Below are 19619 nucleotides of genomic sequence, written 5' to 3' on the forward strand. Positions count from 1 at the left end.
GCTCTCGACCCTTGACACCTTGACACAAAAAACTATTCTTTGTGTCAAGCGAGCCGAGGAGGCCACAGATGACGGCAGCGACCCGTCCAATCACCAGCATCGATCCCGCCACTCGGATTCGGCCTGAGGTGATGGCCCAGTTCCGCAGGCACTCCGGCAGCGTGTTGTCGGGCCTGTTCGGCGCCGCGGCGTTCGATGAGGTGGCGTTGGTGCCGGTGGCCGCCGCAGTGGACAAGACCGGACGCTTCGAACGCAACTTCACCGACCGCGCCATCCGCAGCGGATTCTCTGCGCTGCTTGCCATCTGGGGCGACGCCGAGGATCGTGCCGCCGAGGGTGAGCGACTCAAGCGGATGCACCGCGACGTTCACGGCCGCGGCAAGGGGGACTTCGCCGATGTCCGCTACAGCGCGCTGAACCCGCGCCTGTGGAACTGGATTGCCGTCAGCGGCATGTTCGTGACCCTCAATTCGTTCGCTCCGGTCACCGGTATCAAATGGAATGACGCCGAGCGAGAGGCGGCCTACCAGCAACTGGTTGAGGCGTTCCGTGCGCTCGAGTTGCCCGGCAAGGCCGGCAAGTTCCCTGCAACCTACGCCGAGGCCGCCGAATACTACGACCAGATGGTGCAGACCGACTTGGCGGCCAACCCGTTCTTGGATCGGGTCACTGCCGGCCTGGGCAAGTTGCCGCTGCCGTCAGCGCTGCCGGCACCGGTTCGTACCGCGGCTGCTCCGCTGTGGTCTGTGGTCAGCGCGGGGGCCGGCCGGGTGGTCAAGATCTGTTCGTTCGGGATCATGCATCCCGGCGTACGGGAGCTGACCGGCTTCCGGTGGCAGCCACACCACGACGTCGAATTCAACGTCTACACCCAGCTGCTGCAGATGGCGTGGCGGGTTTTGCCCGATCGCGTGGTGCTGGTGCCGCTGGCCTACAACCGGCTGCAGTACGAGAAGCTGGTGAAGATGCACCGCTCAGTCGCGCTGGATTCCTTTGCGCCGCCCGGCGGCTGCCCGATGGGATGACACACTGTGCCGATGACATCGCGACGCAGTACCGCGAGCCCAGCCGAGCAAGAGGCGGCCATCCTCAAAGCGGCCGCCGAAGAAGTCGGCCTGGTCGGGGTGGGCCGCGCCAGCCTTGATGTCATCGCCCGCCAGGCGGGGGTCAGCCGCAGTACCTTGTACCGGCGCTTCCCGACGCGGGACGCCCTGATCACCGAGCTCGGTCGCCGGGCCTTCGACAATGCGATGGTTCAGCTGCGCACCGTCGCGGTGGACTCCGGGCCGAAGAACGCGGCGGTGGCGGCGTTTCGTGCTGGGTTGCGGCTGCTCACCACCGATCCGGTGGTGCGAAAGCTGCTCCGGCTTGACGCCGGTGTGCCGATGATGGCCGGGATGTACCAGGAGGCCGAGGCATTCCTGGAAAGCGCGTCGAGCGCGATGGCCAAGGCGCTACGAGCCGCCGGAGCCACCATGCCCGACGCCGACTTGGTGGCCGCCGCCGAACTGCATGTGCGCTTGGCCGCATCGATCGCCCAGGTGTCGACGCCGGTGCTCGACCCGAGTGACGACGAGGCGGTCAGCGCCTACGCGAAGAAGTATCTGGCGCCGCTGGTCTGGTAGACGGGGCCGAGCCGAGAACGATCACGACGGCGGCCGAAGCCAGCGAGAATGCTCCCACCACCCATAGTGCGGCCTTGCCGTCGCCGGTCAGATCCGTCAGCCAACCCGTGACGTAGGGACCACCGAAGCCGCTGATGTTGCCCAGCGAGTTGATCAAGGCGATGCCGCCGGCCGCCGCGGTTCCGGTGAGGAACGTCGAGGGCAGCGCCCAGAACACCGGCATGGCGCACATGATCGAACACGTCGTCAACGTGATCGCGACCATCGCCAGGTACGGGTTGGCCATATACAGCGCCGCCGGGATGCACACCCCGCCGACGATCGCGGGGATCGCCACATGCCAGACGCGCTCGCCCGTCCGGTCGGCGTGGCGGGCCCAGGGCACCATCACGATCGCCGCGATCGCGTAGGGGATGGCGGTCACCAGGCCGCGTCCGATGATGCTCAGGTGGCTGCCGTACTGCTGCTGAAATCCCGAGACGATGGTCGGCAGGAAGAACCCAACGGCGTACAGCCCGTAGACGATCCCGAAGTATACGAACGCCAGGGCCAGGATCCTGGGGTGGCTGAGCGCTTTGCGCAGCGGCCAGTGCTGACCGGCCTCGGCGGCAGCACGTTCGTCGGCCAACGTGGTTTCCAGCCACTGCCGTTCGTCGGCGTTGAGCCAGTCGGCCGCCGCCGGGCGATCGGTCAGGTAGAGCCAGCAGGCGAACGCCAACGCAATGGCCGGCAACCCCTCGACGAGGAACATGAACCGCCACCCGGCCAGTCCGAAAACGCCATGGCCCCAGTCGATGACGAGTGCGGACAGGGTGGCGCCGATGGCTGTGGACACCGGCACCGACACCATGAACAGCGAGATCGCCCGGGATCGCTGCTTCTCCGGGAACCAGAACGTGAGGTAGAGGATGATGCCCGGGAAGAAGCCGGCCTCGGCCACGCCCAGCAGGAACCGCAGCGCGACGAGCGTCGCTGCGTTGGGCACGAAAGCGATTGCGGTGCTGACGATTCCCCAGGTCAGCATGATCCGGGCCAGCCAGCGTCGGCCGCCGAACCTGTGCAGCGCGATATTGCTGGGTATCTCCAGCAACAGGTAGCCGAAGAAGAAGATCCCCGACGCGAACCCGAAGGTGGTGGCGGTCAGGCCGAGCTCGGCGTTCATCCCGTTGGGCGCGGCGAAGCCGATATTGACCCGGTCCAGGTAGTTGACGACGAACAACAGCGCCAGGAAAGGGATGAGCCGACGAGAGACTTTCGCCAGCGTCGCCCGGCCCAGCTCAGCCCCGGCGGGGTCAGCGTTCATCCGCGGCCTGGCGGACTAGTCCTTCACCTTGGCCATCGCCAGCACGTCGAGGCGCTTGTCCAGCTCGGCCTCCGACAGCTTCTCGCCGATCAGGCCGCGGTCGATCACCGTCTGACGGATGGTCTTGCGCTCCTTGAGGGCCTGCTTGGCCACCGCGGCGGCCTCCTCGTAGCCGATAGCGGAGTTCAGCGGCGTCACGATCGACGGGCTGGACTCGGCCAGCTCCCGCAGGTGCTCCTCATTGGCGACCAGTCCGACGATGCAGCGCTCGGCGAACAGCTTCGAGACGTTGGTCAGCAGCTTGAACGACTCCAGCATGTTGCGGGCCATCATCGGGATGTAGACGTTCAGCTCGAAGGCGCCGTTACCGCCGCCCCAGGCGATCGCCGCGTCGTTGCCGATCACCTGCGCCGCCACCTGGGTAACCGCTTCGGGCAGAACGGGATTCACCTTGCCCGGCATGATCGAGCTACCGGGCTGCAGGTCCGGCAGCTGAATTTCGGCCAGGCCGGTCAGCGGCCCCGAACCCATCCAGCGGATGTCGTTGGCGATCTTGGTCAGCGACACCGCGATGGTGCGCAGCGCCCCGGAAGCCTCGACCAGGCCGTCGCGCGCCGCCTGGGCCTCGAACGAGTTCGCCGCGGTACGCAGCTCGGTGATCCCGGTCTCGGCGACCAGCACCTCGACCACCTTGGCGCCGAAACCCTCCGGGGCGTTCAACCCGGTGCCGACGGCGGTGCCGCCGATGGCCAGCTCACCCAGCCGGGGCAGCGTCGACTGCACCCGCTCGATCCCTGCGGCGATCTGGCGGGCGTAACCGGAGAACTCCTGGCCCAGGGTCACCGGGACGGCGTCCATCAGGTGGGTGCGGCCCGACTTGACCACGGTGCGCCACTCGACGGCCTTGGCGGCCAGTGCGTCGTGTAGCACCTGCAGGGCCGGAATCAGGTGGCGTACCGCGGCTTCGGTGGCCGCGATGTGGGTGGCGGTCGGGAAGGTGTCGTTGGACGACTGCGACATGTTCACGTCGTCGTTGGGGTGCACCGTGACGCCGTTGGCAGCGGCGATCGATGCGATCACCTCGTTGGTGTTCATGTTCGAGCTGGTGCCCGAGCCGGTCTGGAACACGTCGATGGGGAACTGGTCGTCGTGCTTGCCGTCGGCGATCTCGGCGGCGGCGGCCTTGATGGCGGCGGCCTTCTCCGGGGCCAGCAGGCCAAGGTCGGCGTTCACCTGCGCGCACGCGCTCTTGAGCAGCCCGAGCGCCCGGATCTGGGTGCGCTCCAGGCCGCGCCCGGAGATCGGGAAGTTCTCCACCGCGCGCTGGGTCTGCGCGCGCCACAGCGCGGTCACCGGCACCCGGACCTCGCCCATGGTGTCGTGTTCGATGCGGTATTCGATCTCGCTCATAGCTTTGGGTCCTCGCTTGACGGTCAGGGCAGGGGATAGGCGGCGCGGGAGTCGCCGGTGAAGTCGACGGCCGAGTACTCGTTGAGCTTCGACAGCCGGTGGTAGGCCTCGATCATCCGGACGGTGCCGGACTTGGAACGCATCACGATCGACTGGGTGGTGCAGCCGCCGGGGTAGTAGCGCACGCCCTTGAGCAGGTCGCCGTCGGTGACCCCGGTGGCGCAGAAGAACACGTTCTCACCGGAGACCAGGTCCTCGGTGCTCAGCACCGCGTCCAGGTCGTAGCCGGCGTCGAGGGCTTTCTGCCGCTCTGCCTCGTCGGTGGGCGCCAGCTGGGCCTGGATCGCCCCGCCCATACAGCGGATCGCGGCCGCGGCGATGATGCCCTCGGGGGTTCCGCCGATCCCGGCGAGCATGTCGGTGCCCGAGTCGGGGCGGCACGCCGAAATGGCGCCGGCCACGTCACCGTCGGTGATCAGCCGGATGCGCGCACCGGTGGCGCGCACGTCGTGAATCAGCTGGCGGTGCCGGGGCCGGTCCAGGATGCACACCGTCATATCCCGGGGTGACAGGCCCTTGACCTTGGCGACCGCGGCGATGTTGTCCGCGATCGGCTTGGTGATGTCCAGCACGTCGGCGGCCTCCGGGCCGACGGCGATCTTGTTCATGTAGAACACCGCCGACGGGTCGAACATCGCGCCGCGCTCGGCCACCGCCAGCACCGAGATCGCGTTGGGCATGCCCTTGCTCATCAGGGTGGTGCCGTCGACCGGGTCGACGGCGAAGTCGCAGTCGGGGCCGTCACCGTTGCCCACTTCTTCGCCGTTGTAGAGCATCGGCGCGTGGTCCTTCTCGCCCTCGCCGATCACCACCACGCCGCGCATGGACACCGAGTTCACCAGTTCGCGCATCGCGTCGACGGCCGCGCCGTCGCCGCCTTCCTTGTCGCCGCGGCCCACCCAGCGGCCGGATGCCATGGCACCGGCCTCGGTCACCCGCACCAGCTCCAAGGCCAGGTTGCGGTCTGGGGCTTCGCGTCGAGTTGGTCCCGTCATGCCAGTCACGGCTGATGATTCTCCCAGAACCAGATCGGCACCGTTGAGCTGGGATACTGGCTTCCGTGACCACAGAGCCCCAGCCGGCGCCCAAGCCCGCGAAACCACGCATATTGCAGGACTGGCGCGACATGTTCTGGTCGCTTGTGCCCCTGGCCCTGGCGTGCGTTGCGCTGGCCGGACTGGCCGGAACCTGCGCATTTCGGCCGGGGGGCATCACCGCCGGGCCGGTGCCGCCCTATGACGCCGTCGCGGCGCTGAACGCCGATGCGCAGACTCTCGGGTTCCCGGTCCGGCTGCCGCAGCTGCCCGACGGCTGGCAACCCAACTCCGGCACCCGCGGCAGCATCACCGACGGCCGCGCCGACTCCGCGGGCCAGCGGTTGCGCGCGGTCACCTCTCGGGTGGGCTACGTCAGCCCGACCGGGATGTACGTGAGCCTGACGCAGAGCAACGCCGACGAGGTCCCGCTGGTCGCGTCGATCCAGCCTGGCCTGCACCCGACCGGGACCGAGGACGTCGACGGCACCCGGTGGGTGGTCTACCAAGGCGACGGCGATTCGGTGTGGACCACCCGCCTGGCCGGAAAATCCGGGGCAGCCCAGCTCGCGATCAGCAGTTCGGGCGGTCCCGAGTTGTTCCGGACTCTGGCGGCGGCCGTGCAGTCGCAGGCGCCGCTGCCGGCGACCCGATAGGGGACGACTCGGTAGGGACTACGACCCCACAGATTTCGGCTACGCGCTTTGACCGATGGTGCGAGCCCGCCGGTGCCACATCCTGAGCTGAAACAGGAGGTGGACGGTGATGGGCAATCACGCGATCGTGTTGGGCGGAAGCATGGCCGGTCTCCTCGCCGCGCGCACCCTGGCCGACTTCTACACGGCGGTGACGGTGATCGAGCGAGACACCGTGGCGGAGTCGGTGGCGGTCCGCCGCGGAGTGCCGCAGGGCAGGCACACCCATGGCCTGTTGATGCGCGGCGCAATGGCGCTGGAAGAGCTGTTTCCCGGCTTCTTGGATCAACTCGTTGAGCGGGGCGCGGTCCTCAATGACGGCAAGGACCTTTCCCGGCTGCACTTCTGCATGAACGGGCATGTGGCCGTCCATTCCGGTGCCGCCCCGGCATTCCGGGCCTACAACATGACGCGCCCTTTCCTCGAACGACACGTCCGCGGTCGGGTCATGGCCCTGCCCAATGTCAGCGTCCTCGGTGGCCGTGAGGCAGTGGAGCTTTGTCTCACCGAAACCGGCCGGGTGAGCGGCGTACGCGTCGTCGACCGCACCGACAACGTCACCGCCGAGTTGGCAGCCGACCTGGTGGTAGATGCGACGGGGCGCGGCTCGCGGACTCCCGCGCTGTTGGAACGGGCCGGATTCGCCGCGCCCACCGAAGACGAGGTCCGGGTGGACCTGATGTACGCCAGCCAGCTCCTGCGGCTACCCGACGAGGGCTTGCGCGAATACGGTCTGATCGTGTCGCCGGTGCCGGGGCGCCCGACCGGAGTTGCCCTCGCCAAGTGTGAGAACGACACCGTCTTCTTCACGGTCTTCGGCATGGCGGGGCGTCATCCACCACTCGACCTGGCGGGCATGTGCGACTTCGTGGCCGCCGTGACACCGCCGCACATTCTGGCAGCGGTGCGTTCCGCTGAGCCGGCGAGCCCGGTCGCCCAACACCGGTTTCCTTCCAGCCGGTGGCGTCGCTATGACAAGCTGGCTCACCCACCGGCGGGACTGGTGGTCGTCGGTGACGCCGTGTGCAGTTTCAACCCGATCTATGCGCAGGGCATGACGGTGGCGGCGGTGGAAGCACTCGTGCTGCGCGACTGCCTGGCCCAGGGCACAGATGACCTGTCGCGGAGGTTCTTTCGGGCGGCGGCCAAGCCGATCCGGCAGGCGTGGCAGATGGCCGCCGGTGGTGATTTGAGACTGCCCGAAATCGCCGGAACACCGCCGTTTGTGACGCGCGTGCTCAATGGCTATCTGGAGCGAGTGCTGGCGACCGCCGAGCATGACATCGAGGTGTTCGAGCAGTTCATCAAAGTTGCGTGGCTCGTCGACCAGCCGAGCCGGCTGCTGCGTCCCGGCATGATTCGTCGGATCGCGTTCAGTCGTCGTGGCGTCCGGCTTCCTGAACCAGTTGTACCCGTGAGGTCAGGTTGAGCTTGGTGTAGACGTGGGTGAGATGGGTCTGCACGGTGCGCGGTGAGACCAACAGGCGGGTGGCGATCTCCTTGTTGGCCAGACCAGCGCACACCAGCCGGACGACCTCGCGCTCGGTCGGTGTCAGCGAGCCCCAGCCCATGGAGGGCCGCCGGCGTTGCCCTTTGCCGCGCTGCGCATACTCGATCGCTTCGAAACCGGTCAGCGTCGCGCCTTCGGCTAATGCGGCGTCGAAGTCCTTGTTGCCCAAAGCATTGCGGACCGTCCGCATTGTCGCTCGATTGGCGGCGTCGTGAACCGTGAACCGGGCCGTGTGCATTCGTCGGCGCATACCGTCGGCTGCGCCCAGCAGCCGGGCGGAACGGCGCGGAATTCCGTTGACGCAGGCCGTTGCGGCCAGGCATTCGAGCAGGTCCGGAAGCGACAGACCCGCGTCGAGGTCCACGGCGAGGGCGAGAGCAGCGTAAGCGTCGCGTTCGCAGAGCTCCGGCTCGCGTTCGGCCAGCTTCACCCGCGCCCGGGTGGTCAGTGACAGGATGCGATGCCACCCGGTGGTCGACGACACCGCTTCGTCGGCCACGCGACGCGCCCCGATCAGATCACCGCGCGCCAGCGCGACTTCGGCGAGCACATAGGTGTACATCCGTTGGTGCAGCGGAACCCCAGACAGCGATTCCCAGGCCACTCGGATGCAGTGATCGGCTTCGTCGATACGGCCGTCGGCCAACGCCATGATGGCACGTACGCCGCGCGAGTTGCCCATCCATAGCTGCCCAAGTTCTTCGGCCGCCGACACCGTCGGGGCGATCTCGGCCATGGCTGAGCGCGGATCTCCTTGATAGCTGAAGGATTGCGCACGGTAGTGCCCGCTCACCACTTCCCAGAGCACGTCCCGGTCGGTGCGGGCTTCGTCGGCTATCGCCCCGAAGTGCGCTGCCGCGCCGACCGCATCTCCAGCGACCAGCTGCGCCCAGGACGACCACGTGCGGCACTGGCGGGAGGTGAACCGATCACCGATCTTGTCGGCAATCTGGACACCTTCGGAGGCTGCAGCGCGCACCCTGACCGGATCACCTTCCAGAAAGGCCATATTCGCTCGCCAGCCCAAGATTTGGCAGAGCCGCCAGCGGTCGTCCACCGACCGGGCCAGCTCGGCGGCCTCGGCGAAATACTGCTCGCCTGGCTCGCCGTGCAGGGCAGCAATGATGCCGCGGGTGGTCAGGGCCCGCGCGAGCAGCGCCGGGTTGTCCTGTGTTCGGGACTGGGCCACAGCGAGCTCCGCTGGTTCGGGCTCGTGCGCACTAGCCACCCAGCCGACCAGCAGTGCTCGATCGGCCAGTGCGGCCGCCCGCGTAGCGGGCGCCAGGTCTGTCGAGTGATCGTTGGTGAGGACAGCGTCAAACCAGGCCAGCCCCTCCAGAATGCGGCCCGAGGCCAGCCAAAGCGGTAGCAGCGACGACGCTATTGTCAGCGCCGTGTCGTCGTCGGCGCAGTGGCGGCTCCAGGCGAACGCAGCGCGGAAGTTGTCGAGTTCCAGGATGGCCTGCTGCAGCCCGCACTGCAGGCTGGTACCGGTGAGTGCGTCGATGGCGGATGCCGTCGCTGCGTAGAAGTCCCGGTGCCGGCACTGCGCGACGTCGCATTCGCCGGCCTCCTCGAGCCGTTCAAAGGCGTACTCACGCACCGTCTCCAATAGCAGGTACCGGGTCCGGTCCTGGTTGTCGACGACCATCACCAGGGACTTGTCGATCAGCTGGGTGAGGAGTTCGAGGACCTGGTCAGCGCCCAGGCCGTCGCCGGAGGCGGTCGCGGCAGCAGCGGACAGATCGAATCCCCCGACAAACACCGCAAGACGCCGGAACAGGACGCGCTCATCCGGGGTGAGCAGCGTGTGACCAGTCCACCGATGCCCGTAACGTCTGCTGACGCGGAACAGCCGTGCGCGCGCCACCGGTCAGCAGCGCGAAGCGATGCTGCAACCCCTCAAGAATCTCGGTGGGCGACATGGCCCGTAGGCGGGCGGCAGCCAGTTCGAGGGCTAACGGCATGCCGTCGAGGCGGCGGCAGATCTCAGCGATCGTGGCCCGGTTCGCGTCGGTCAGGGTGAACGTCGGGAGCACCAGGCGAGCTCGGTCGGTGAACAACGTCAACGCTTCGTCATCCAACGACAGCGACGGCACACGCCAGGTGGTCTCTCCGGCGAGCCCCAGTGGCTCCCTGCTGGTGGTCATCACCGTCACATTCCGGCAGCCGGTCAACAGCACATCGATCAAGGAAGCGATGGGGTGCAGCAGGTGCTCGCAGTTGTCGCAAACCAGGAGCAACTGCCGGTCGCCGATGAAATTCAGCAGGCTGTCCGCAGCTGAGCGGCCAGGTTGGTCCGGTAGGCCCAGTGCCTGGGCAAAGGCGACTGCTACCAGATCCGGGTGTGCGAGCGGAGCGCAGTCGACGTAGCAGGCTCCCGCCGTGAAGAGGGGCGCGATCTGACGGGTGACTTCAATCGCCAAACGAGTCTTTCCCGAACCACCCGCGCCGCTCAGCGTCAGCAGCCGACTCACGGCCAGCAGTGAGCGCAGCTCATCGATCTGCCCCTGGCGCCCGATGAAACTTGTCAGCGGCACCGGTAGATGCGGCACCGTGCTGTCGCCCACGAGGAAGATCGTGTCATCACATCGTCGTGGCGGGCGTCAAAATGACCCGGGGTGATCCGCAGCTGACACCGGTCGCGGTCGGCAACGGCTCGCGGTGTTGCGCCACCGTGTTCGAACTGGTGGCCGGGCTCAGTGACGGCGAGGCCGCCGCCGCATATGTGTCTCGGGATCTTCTTGGCGGGAGCTAACTCAGGGGCACCATGGCGGGATCGGGCAGAAGTTGAGGGCCGGCGCGGGTGGGGGCCTGGGCGGTGGATTCTCTCCGTCCCAGATCAGGCTGGAAACGTTGCCCATCCCCGGCCACACGAAGTAATACGTGTGACACACATTCCAATCCCAGTTCAGTGGGTCGGTGATGTGATTGCCGGTCTTCGGCACCGGCTGCTCTCCGGGGCACCAATGATGTGGTGGGCCCCAATCACTGTCGCTTGCTCCGGGCTCGGCGTGGGCGATGCCCGCGACTAGTGCCGAAGCGGCTCCGACACTCCACAGCAGGGCCCCGGCAATGGCCCGTTTCAGCGAATAGCTGCTGTTCAATTCTTTTCCTCCCATTCGCGACTAGGGGATCCACAAAGGCGGAATAGGTCGCGCAGGAGCAATGCCCTCGATGACTTGCATACCAGGTGCGTCCGCGTAATACCAGCTTTTCCCTGGCGCCAGGTGTAACAGGGGCATAGGTCGTTGCGCGCGGGATTGGGCCTGGCCCGGGAGGTCCCCACGTGCCCCGGGGCGTGAGCAAGTAGGAATTCAATTCTCTATTCCTTTCGGCCCATTCCGATACCCGCGGTATCTGGCCCCGCGCACGCTTCTCAATGTGCGCGACGGACCCGTCGAAACGCATGAGGTGTTCACCCCATATTTGGCCCGAAGATGCGGTGATCGCCATGGCGGCGTCGGCCGCTGGATGTTCTCCCCGCGATGTCGATGTCCCGACAACCGCCCAGGGCCAGCTTGCCGTTCACCGACCTCGATCATCCCTCCGGCGTGACCGTCAACACCGGCGGCGCCGTATACCTCGTCGACGCCTGCAACTTCCGGGGTCAGTGGCTCTCACAAGTCGATGGCCCGCAGGAAGTTTCGGTGTCCCGCACGGAACTCTCCTCGCTGCTGGCCTGAGCTGTTCGGCGTCGCAACCATTTTCGTCGCTGCTTCGGTTCCTCGTCGTGGGTCTGCAATTCCACACCGTGGTATACCGCCAGGTAGACGTCGATGGTGGTGACGATGATGATCATCACCACCGGGCCGATCACGATGCCCCAGAAGCCGAACATGGCGATCCCGGCGAAGACGGCCAGCAGCATCAGGGCGGAATTGAGCCGGGCGTCGCGCGGCACCAGCACCGGGCGCAGGAAATTGTCGATGTTGGTCACCACGATCAGGTGGAAGAAAAACACGAAAAGCCCACCGGCGACGTTGCCGAACAACGCCATGCCGATGCCGAACGGCATGGTCACGATGCCCCCGCCCAGTGGGATGATCGACAGCGCAGTCAGCAGGATCGCGAAGATGAAGAACGCCTGGTGGAATCCGGCGATGTAGATCGAGGCGGCGCCGGCGACCCCCTGGCAGAACGCGATGACGAACTGGCCGCCGACGGTGCCGCGCACCATCGAGCCCATCTTGGCCAGGTACAGATCGGTCACCTCGGCGCCCAGCGGGTTGAGCCGGCGAATCAGGGTCTGCAGTTCCTCGCGGTGGGTCAGCAGCGCGAGGAATACGTACAAGAAGATGATCGCCGAGGTGACCGCGCCGACCACGCCGCCGACGGCGCCCTGCAACACGTGCAGCAGCAGATCGCCGCCCTTCTGCGCGACGTTGACCATCGCGCCGCGCAGCGATTCCATGGTCAGCTCGACGTGCACGAACGGCACCTTGGCCAGTGCGCCGTTGATGAATTTCAGCACTTTGTCGCCCAGGGCGTTGGGGTCGGTGGCCTGCACCCATTCGGCGACCTCGCCGACGGTGCGGGAGATCTGCACAACGGCCAGAAAAACTGTTAACCCGACCGGCACGATGACAGCGACCAGTGCCGCCAGCAGTGTCCCGGTGGCCGCCAACCCGGTGGACACCCGCCGGCCGAGCAGCCGGAACAACGGGGTGAACAGGTAGGCGCCGACCGCGGCCACCACGATCAGCACGAAGTAGATGCGCAGGAAATAGGCGCCGAACATCAGCGCGATCACGGTGAAGACCGCCAGCGCCCGTCGTTGGGTGGGAGTGAATTCTTGGTTCATGGGCGTGGGTCACTCCATTTGTCGGCGATGGCCCGCCACGGGTCGGCGAACCGCTGGCCCGTGCGGTGGTAGGGGGAGCGGGTGCGCAGCACGGCGCGGGCCAGTGGAGCGACCGCCCGCAGCAGGTAGCGCTGTGCGCCGGCTCGGGCGGCCGTCTCGGCCAGCATGTCCGGCCAGGAGTGGTGCTGGAAGCCCAGCGCCTCCTGGGCGCGGCTGGAGTCCATCCAGTCGGTGTTGAACCAGTCCTCGTCGCGGTCGGGGTTGCCCGGAAGTCCGGCGGGCAGGCCGTTGACCAGCCCCAGCGCGCCGGCTATCGCCGACGCGACGTCGCCCTGGATCTGGCGGTGCGAGTCGTCGCCACCGATCAGCAGGGTTTCCCCGACGACGGGCGCGGTGGTGGCTGCGACGAACGCGGATGCGACATCGCGGACGTCGACGGTCTGTAGCCTGCCGTCGGTGGGGAGCAGCTGCTCGAAGTACAGGTTGTCGAGCTTCATGTAGGAGCCCGGGTCGACGGTCAGCACCCCGCCCAACCGCAGGATGACCCAGTCCAACGGCGAGGCGCGGACCAGTTGTTCGGCCTGCACTTTGTGGTCGCCGTAGACGTCGGCGGGATGGGTCGGGGTGTCTGCGGTCAGCACGCCTGAGACGGTGTGGGGGTTGCGTGACCCGTACACCGCGATGCTGGAAGCCTGCACGAATCGCGGCGGTTTAGCGAGGCTCGACGGAGGAGAGCCGAAGCTGGAACCGCCGTATGAACCCGGCGGTTTAGCGAGGCTCGACGGAGGTTCGGGCTGCGCGGCGGCGGCCGCCAACAGGTGCCCGGTGGCCTCGACGTTGACCCGTCGCGCCAGCTCACGGCGCATGTAGATGAACGGCGGGATCACCGCGGCCAGGTGGATGATCGCGGCGGGTCGGACAGCGCCGACCAGGGCGTCGACCGCGGCAGGATCGGTCAGATCGGCGTAGCGCACCTGCACCGACGCCGGCAGGGCGGCGACCGCCTTGCGGTTGGCCGGGGTGTTGAGGTCGGTCGCGACCACGGCACGGCCCTCGGCGGCCAACTGGCGCACCACCGCCGAACCGACCAGCCCGAATGCGCCGGTAACCAGGACCGTGTCCATGAGACCCCTCGATTGGAAAGTGTTCTCGCGATTTTGCAATACGTAGCTGGTCAGGGTGGATGAGTTTATTCTTTTCCGGTCGGATGAAATTCCGGATCGGCGGCCTAGCGATGAGCGCGACAATCATGTGCCGGACGTGCGGCAGGCACTGCTTGGGGCTGCGCGCGTCGGCGCTGGTGCGGCGGCGATGACATGACCGCCTGCGCTTCGTGTGCCACCGAGTTGCCGCTGAACGCCAAGTTCTGTTTCGAATGTGGCGCTCCGGTCGCGGCGCCACCGCCCGCCGAATACAAGCAAGTCACGGTGCTGTTCGCCGACGTGGTCCATTCGATGGACATCGCCGCTGCGGTGGGCCCGGAGCGGTTGCGCGAGATCATGACCGAGCTGTTCAACCGGTGCGCGGAGGTGGTGCGGCGGTATGGCGGGCGGGTGGAGAAGTTCATCGGAGATGCCGTGATGGCGGTGTTCGGTGCGCCGGTGGCGTTGGAGGACCACGCTTTTCGGGCATGTCTGGCGGCGTTGGAGATTCAGCGGGTGAATACCGCGACCGGCGACGGTGGGCTGCAACTACGAGTTGGCCTGAACTCGGGCGAGGTTGTTGCGGGTGAGATCGGTTCGGGGCCAGGCAGCTATACCGCGATGGGTGAGCAGGTCGGGCGGGCGCAGCGGATGGAATCGGTCGCGCCGGCAGGCGGGGTCTTGCTCAGCGATTCGACGGCGCGCTTGGTCGGGGGCTGGGTGGTACTGGCGGACCCGGAGTGGGTCCAGATCAAGGGTGCGACAGAACCGGTACGGGCGCATCGGTTGTTGGGGGTGTCGCCGGAGCATCGGCATGCCGCTCGACAGGATCCTTCGTTGGTGGGTCGCGGCTGGGAGATGGGGGCACTGACCGGCATTCTCGAGCAGGCGATCAGCGGTACTGGCTGCGTGATCGGTGTTGTGGGGCCACCGGGAATAGGGAAGAGCCGCATTGCCCGCGAGATCAGCGGCGTCGCTCAAGGCCGGGGCGTGGAGGTGTTCGCCGCCTACTGCGAGTCGCACGCCGCCGATGTCCCGTTCCACGCGGTGACCGGGCTGCTTGTCACCGCGCTCGGGATCAGCGGACTCGACGACGCGGCGGCGCGTGCGCGAATCAGGGGGCGCGCGCCGGACGCCGATCCACAGGATCTGCTCCTGCTCGACGATCTACTCGGTATTCGGGGCGACAGCGTCGATCTGGCTGTGATCGATCCCGATGCGCGGCGCCGCCGACTGACGCGGCTGGTCAACAAGGTTTCCATGGAACGGCAGGAGCCGGTCGTGTACGTCATTGAGGACGTGCATTGGATCGATGAGGTCAGCGAACTGTTGCTGGCCGATTTTCTCGCGGTGATCCCGCAGACCGCATCACTGGTGGTGATCACCTACCGGCCCGAATACCACGGCGTTCTGGCCCGGACGCCGAACTCGCAGACCATCACCCTGGCACCGTTGAATGCGGCCCATTCCCTAACGTTGGCAACCGAATTGCTCGGCTCGCACCCGTCGGTGTCGACGTTGTGCGGGCGGATCGTCGAGCGGGCGGCCGGAAATCCGTTCTTCGCCGAGGAGATCGTGCGGGACCTGGCCGAGCGCGGGGTGCTCAGCGGTTCCCGCGGTGGCTATGTCTGCGCTGTCGATGATGCCGACATCGTCGTGCCGGCGACATTGCAGGCCGCCATCGCCGCCCGTATCGATCGGCTCGAACCGGTCGCCAAACAGACGCTGAATGCCGCTGCGGTGATCGGACTGCGTTTCGACGCAGAGCAATTGGCGGTTCTCCACAGCGGTGTGCAGCTGGATGGGTTGATCGCTGCCGAATTCGTGGAGCAGGTGCGGTTCACCCCGCACGCGGAGTACGCCTTCCGTCATCCGCTGGTTCGGATCGTCGCCTACGAGTCACAACTCAAGGCGCAGCGTGCCGACCTGCACCGGCGGCTGGCCACCGCGATCGAACAACGTCACTCCGACGCGGTCGACGAGAACGCGGCGCTGATCGCCGAGCATCTGGAGGCCGCCGGTGACCTGCCCGCGGCGTACGGCTGGCGCATGCGGGCCGGGGCCTGGGCACAGCATCGCGACATCAGAGCCGCGCGAGTCAGTTGGGAGCGTGCCCGCGCCATCGCCGACCGATTGCCCGCCGACCACCCGGGTCGGGAGTCCGAGCGGATCGCCCCGCGCACCATGCTCTGCGCGAGCACCAGCTGGGTCAGCGGCAGCGTCGCCGATGCCGGCTTCGCCGAGCTGCGCGAACTGTGCACCGCCGTCGACGACAAACTCTCGCTGGCCATTGGCATGGCCGGTCTGATGACGGTGCTGATCTTTCACAGCCGGTACGTCGAGGCATCACGTGTCGCCTCGGACTGCAGTCGACAGCTGGAGTTGATCGGCGACCCGACCATGACGGTTGCGCTTGCCATCGCGCCGTGCAACATCAAGGTTCAGGCCGGCGAGGCCGCCGAAGGTCTGCGCTTGGCGCAGCGCGTCATCGACCTGGCCGACGGAGATCTGGCCAAGGGCAATCTGCTGATCGGCTCACCGCTGGCGATCGCGCTCATGTTCCGCGGTTCCTGCCGGTATGGCCTTGGGCTCACCGGCTGGAAAGAAGACCTCGATCAGGCGATGGCGATGGCCCGCCGTGTCGACGCCAGGACCTATGTCACGGTCGTGCTGGGCAAATATGGCTTCGCCGTCTACGCCCGGGTGGTATTGCCCGACGCGGCGGCCGAGCGCGAGACCGCTCGGGCGCTGGAGATGGCCGAGCAGTCCGGTGACGACTACGCGGTGGATACCGCACGACTGGCTCGAGGTCTCGTTCTGCTCAACCAGGATGCTTCCCAACGTGAAGCCGGCTTGGCGCTGCTGACTCAGTACCGCGACGCCTATCTGCGGCACGGCTACGCACAAGGGGCCGTGCGATTCTTTGATGCCGAGCTCGCACGGGAGAAGGCTCGCATCGGCGAGATCGATGACGCTGTCGAGCTGGCCCGCACCGCCGTCGACTACCTGTACGACACCGGCGACATGATCACCCGCGGTGAGACCACCAGAGTGTTGGTGGAAGCACTGCTACAGCGCGGCAACAGCACTGACCTCACGGAGGCGCAGGTCGCCATTGACCGATTGGCAGCGGTGCCCACCGACGAGGGCTACGCGTTGTTCGACGTCCCGCTCCTCGGGATGCGTGCGTTGCTTGCACGCGCGAACGGTGACCAGGACGGCTACCGCGGACTCGCCGACCAGTACCTCAAGCGGGCCACCGAGGTTGGCTACGAAGGGCATATCGTGTTGGCCGAGGCCATGAAGTGAGGGCAGGGATCGTGCGTGTGTCGTGGCCGTTGACAGCCCGCCCGGCGGAGATGCGGACTGTTGAGGCGGCCATCGCGGCCCCGGATGTCGCCGGAATCGTCATCCACGGTGCTTCCGGTGTGGGGAAGAGCCAGATCGCACGTGAGGCATTGTCGGCGGCTCAAGCGCGCGGAGGCGAAACGCGCTGGGCGGTAGGCACATCTGCGGCCCGCGCCATTCCGCTCGGCGCCTTCGCGGCGTGGACGCCGCCGGGCGTCACCGACACGGTTCAGCTGCTGCGGGGGGTGATCGAGTCGCTGGTCGCGGCCCCGCCCGGCGCCATGGTGGTGGTCGGCGTCGATGACGTGTACCTGCTCGACGACCTGTCGGCATTTGTTGTGCAGCAGATCGTGCAGCGGGGCTTGGCCAAGGTGATTCTCACCGTCCGCGACGGCGAACCCATTCCCGCCGCGGTGCGCGAGCTTTGGGTGTCCGGCCGGTTCGAACGACTTGACCTGCAGCCGTTGTCGATCGACGAAACCGACACACTGCTGTCGGCAGCTCTGAACGGGCCGGTGGATCCTCAAGCGGTTCAGCGGCTTTGGAAGCTGACTCACGGGAATGTGTTGTACCTGCGTCACATCGTCGAGCAGGAGTTCGCCGACGGCCGGATCGAACAACAACGCGGCTACTGGCGGTGGATCGGGGATCCGATCATGCCGCTGGGCCTGGTCGATCTCATCGAATCCCGTTTCGGCGCCTTGCCCGGGCCGATCAGTGATGTGATCGACACATTGGCGGTCGGGGAGCCGATCGATCTGACTGCCTTGACCCGGATCACCGATCCGGCGGCGGTCGAGGAAGCCGATACCCGCGGCCTGATCACGGTGGAGTCCCTGGTCGGCGGTGTTCAGGTGCGGGTCGCGCATCCGCTCTACGGTGAAGTGCGGCGCACCCGCGCGCCGGCCACCCGGCTGCGGCGGTTACGAGGCCTGGTTGCCGCGGAACTCGCCGCGGCCGAGGATCGAGACGATATCCAGGTGGTGGTGCGCCGTGCCACCTTAAGTCTTGACTCCGACCTCGCGCCCGACGCCGAGTTGCTGGTCAGGGCAGCCCATGGCGCAGTCTGGCTGGCGGACTTGACTCTCGCCGAAAGACTTGCCGGAGCCGCGATCCGGGCCGGCGGTGGACCGGAGCCGACTTTCGTTCGCGCACACGCACTGTCATGGCTGGGACACGGCGGGGAGGCTGACAGTGTGCTCGCCGAGATCGCCGGCGGCGACCTGGCCGACAGCGACCGCGCCCGGTTGGCGTTTCTGCGAGCCAGCAACATGCTCTGGGCGCTCGGTGAGCCGGCGCGGGCGAAGGAGATCATCGACGAGGCGTCGCGCACCGTAGCGCAGCAGGCTCGCAGTTACATCGATGCCTTCCTCACGGTGTACTGGTTTGCCGTGGACCGCCCGGATGCGGCGAGGCGGGCCGCCGAAGTACTTGACGTGGAGGAGTTGCCGGCCGTTGTCGGCGCTGAGATCGCCTGGGTGCTCTCCGCCATAGCCGCGGACGCCGGGTGCACCGCCGAGGCCCTGGCCACGGCTGAGGCCGGGTATGGCATTGTCGCCCGTTCCCTGGACGCGCCACAGATGAGTTTCAACATCGCCGATGCACACGTCGGCGCTTTGCTGTTGGCGGGACGAGTGAACGAGGCGGTCGAGGCGGCCGAGCGGGTCAGCCAACAGGCAGCCGAGCTGCCGGGAGCGGCCGGGTCACTCGGCGCCGCCGTGGCAGGCGTGGCTGCCCTGGGCGCCGGTCGCCTCGACGCCGCTTGCCGACTGCTGGAACAGGCGGCAGCAGGATTGTCCGCCAGCCATGCCATCGGTTGGGGTTACCGCTATCTCGTGCCGGCCATCACCGCGCTGGCGATGCGTGGTGCAACTGACGAGGCCGTCGCTGCTCTTGCCACGCTCGACAAGCTGCGGCGTCCGTTCCGACTGCTCGACTGTGACCGGAGCCTGGCCCGGGCGTGGGTGGTCGCCAGTCAGGGCGCAGTCAGCGAGGCGATCGCGATCGTGAGGTCGGCGGCCGAGACAGCCGCGGCGAGAGGGCAATTCGCAGCGGAAGTGGTCTGTCTGCAGACCGCCGCCCAGTTCGGGGATCGTACCGGTGCGGTCCGATTGCGCGAACTCGAAGCTGTCGTCGAGGGTCCGCGGGTGGGGCTGGCCGCACGGTTCGCCGCCACGCTGCGTGACGGCGACGCCGCGGAGATGGCTGCTGTGTCGCTGGAATTCGAGCGCATCGGGGATCTGGTTGCCGCGGTCGATGCCGCCGCTCGCGCAGCGATCGAGTACCGCCGCCAAGACCTGCGGGGAACAGCGCTGGTGTGCGCGACCCGCGCCGCCACACTGGCCGATCAGTGCGGTGGTGCCAGTACGCCGGCGCTGCGCCAGGCCGCAGAGCCGTTGCCGCTGACCGATCGCGAACAAGAGATCGTGATGTTGATCGGCGCGGGACTGTCCAACCGAGCGATCGCCGAGCGACTGAGCGTCTCCGTTCGTACCGTGGAAAGCCACATCTATCGAGCCATGTTGAAGACGGACACCAAGGGCCGTGACGAACTGGCAGCCCTGCGTCCCCGCCGCCGGAGCTGAACGGTTACTCAGTGACGCCGTCCGAAGACTGAGTGAAACTGCAGTGCTGCACTACTGACGTCGTCCCATCTCACGTCACTGACGATTCGTATCGCAGAACGAA

15 protein-coding genes are annotated in these 19619 nt (G+C 67.1%); 8 read left to right on the plus strand and 7 right to left on the minus strand.

The genetic code is table 11. The features are described 5' to 3' along the window. Window positions 1-68 precede the first annotated feature (68 nt). The gene (locus tag K3U94_RS05850) at window positions 69-1025 is read left to right on the plus strand and encodes an oxygenase MpaB family protein (RefSeq protein ID WP_220695876.1); all 957 of its coding nucleotides are present in this window, start codon (window positions 69-71) and stop codon (window positions 1023-1025) included. Between the two features lie 12 nt (window positions 1026-1037). Continuing rightward, complete coding sequence (locus tag K3U94_RS05855; protein ID WP_220695877.1) at window positions 1038-1625, plus strand: TetR/AcrR family transcriptional regulator; 588 nt, start codon at window positions 1038-1040, stop codon at window positions 1623-1625. Here the strand turns inward: K3U94_RS05855 and K3U94_RS05860 are convergent. The 3 genes from K3U94_RS05860 to glpX are packed head-to-tail and all read right to left on the minus strand — an operon-like array spanning window position 1582 to window position 5393. Continuing rightward, complete coding sequence (locus K3U94_RS05860; protein WP_220695878.1) at window positions 1582-2928, minus strand: MFS transporter; 1347 nt, start codon at window positions 2926-2928, stop codon at window positions 1582-1584. The two genes, K3U94_RS05855 and K3U94_RS05860, sit on opposite strands and share 44 nt — an antisense overlap. 15 nt (window positions 2929-2943) lie before the next feature. Next, window positions 2944-4338, minus strand: coding sequence for a class II fumarate hydratase (locus tag K3U94_RS05865; RefSeq protein WP_220695879.1), 1395 nt, complete (start codon window positions 4336-4338; stop codon window positions 2944-2946). 23 nt (window positions 4339-4361) lie between these two features. Further along, window positions 4362-5393 carry a class II fructose-bisphosphatase gene (gene glpX, locus K3U94_RS05870; protein WP_200900595.1) on the minus strand — a complete coding sequence of 344 codons (1032 nt, stop codon included), beginning with the start codon at window positions 5391-5393 and terminating at the stop codon, window positions 4362-4364. Between the two features lie 65 nt (window positions 5394-5458). On the opposite strand from glpX, the gene K3U94_RS05875 reads away from it, so the two are divergent. Further along, on the plus strand, window positions 5459-6088 hold the full coding sequence (locus tag K3U94_RS05875) for a DUF4245 domain-containing protein (protein ID WP_220695880.1): 630 nt from the start codon (window positions 5459-5461) through the stop codon (window positions 6086-6088). A 109-nt stretch (window positions 6089-6197) separates the two neighbouring features. Continuing rightward, complete coding sequence (locus K3U94_RS05880) at window positions 6198-7556, plus strand: FAD-dependent oxidoreductase (protein WP_220695881.1); 1359 nt, start codon at window positions 6198-6200, stop codon at window positions 7554-7556. Here K3U94_RS05880 and K3U94_RS05885 read toward each other — a convergent pair. Both K3U94_RS05885 and K3U94_RS05890 read right to left on the minus strand, forming a co-directional pair. Further along, the gene (locus tag K3U94_RS05885; RefSeq protein WP_220695882.1) at window positions 7501-9402 is read right to left on the minus strand and encodes a LuxR C-terminal-related transcriptional regulator; all 1902 of its coding nucleotides are present in this window, start codon (window positions 9400-9402) and stop codon (window positions 7501-7503) included. The genes K3U94_RS05880 and K3U94_RS05885 overlap by 56 nt on opposite strands. A 25-nt stretch (window positions 9403-9427) precedes the next feature. After that, window positions 9428-10207, minus strand: a complete 780-nt coding sequence (locus K3U94_RS05890; RefSeq protein ID WP_220695883.1) for an ATP-binding protein — start codon at window positions 10205-10207, stop codon at window positions 9428-9430. A gap of 26 nt (window positions 10208-10233) precedes the next feature. Between K3U94_RS05890 and K3U94_RS05895 the strand changes: the two genes are divergently transcribed. Both K3U94_RS05895 and K3U94_RS24340 read left to right on the plus strand, forming a co-directional pair. Next, on the plus strand, window positions 10234-10395 hold the full coding sequence (locus K3U94_RS05895) for a hypothetical protein (RefSeq protein WP_157864224.1): 162 nt from the start codon (window positions 10234-10236) through the stop codon (window positions 10393-10395). 736 nt (window positions 10396-11131) lie between these two features. Next, a complete protein-coding gene (locus K3U94_RS24340) occupies window positions 11132-11323 on the plus strand; it encodes a hypothetical protein (RefSeq protein ID WP_350355355.1) in 192 nt (63 codons plus the stop codon). Here K3U94_RS24340 and K3U94_RS05905 read toward each other — a convergent pair. After that, window positions 11248-12441, minus strand: a complete 1194-nt coding sequence (locus K3U94_RS05905) for an AI-2E family transporter (RefSeq protein ID WP_220695885.1) — start codon at window positions 12439-12441, stop codon at window positions 11248-11250. The genes K3U94_RS24340 and K3U94_RS05905 overlap by 76 nt on opposite strands. Further along, entirely contained in the window at window positions 12438-13565 is a 1128-nt protein-coding gene (locus tag K3U94_RS05910; RefSeq protein WP_220695886.1) for an NAD-dependent epimerase/dehydratase family protein, read from the minus strand. Before K3U94_RS05910 ends, K3U94_RS05905 begins: the two co-directional genes overlap by 4 nt. 192 nt (window positions 13566-13757) lie before the next feature. On the opposite strand from K3U94_RS05910, the gene K3U94_RS05915 reads away from it, so the two are divergent. Continuing rightward, the gene (locus tag K3U94_RS05915; RefSeq protein ID WP_220695887.1) at window positions 13758-16892 is read left to right on the plus strand and encodes an adenylate/guanylate cyclase domain-containing protein; all 3135 of its coding nucleotides are present in this window, start codon (window positions 13758-13760) and stop codon (window positions 16890-16892) included. Between the two features lie 50 nt (window positions 16893-16942). Continuing rightward, on the plus strand, window positions 16943-19516 hold the full coding sequence (locus K3U94_RS05920) for a helix-turn-helix transcriptional regulator (RefSeq protein WP_220696694.1): 2574 nt from the start codon (window positions 16943-16945) through the stop codon (window positions 19514-19516). The last annotated feature ends 103 nt before the right edge of the window (window positions 19517-19619 follow it).

The sequence above is a fragment of the Mycolicibacter heraklionensis genome (assembly GCF_019645815.1).
GTDB classification, from domain to species: domain Bacteria; phylum Actinomycetota; class Actinomycetes; order Mycobacteriales; family Mycobacteriaceae; genus Mycobacterium; species Mycobacterium heraklionense.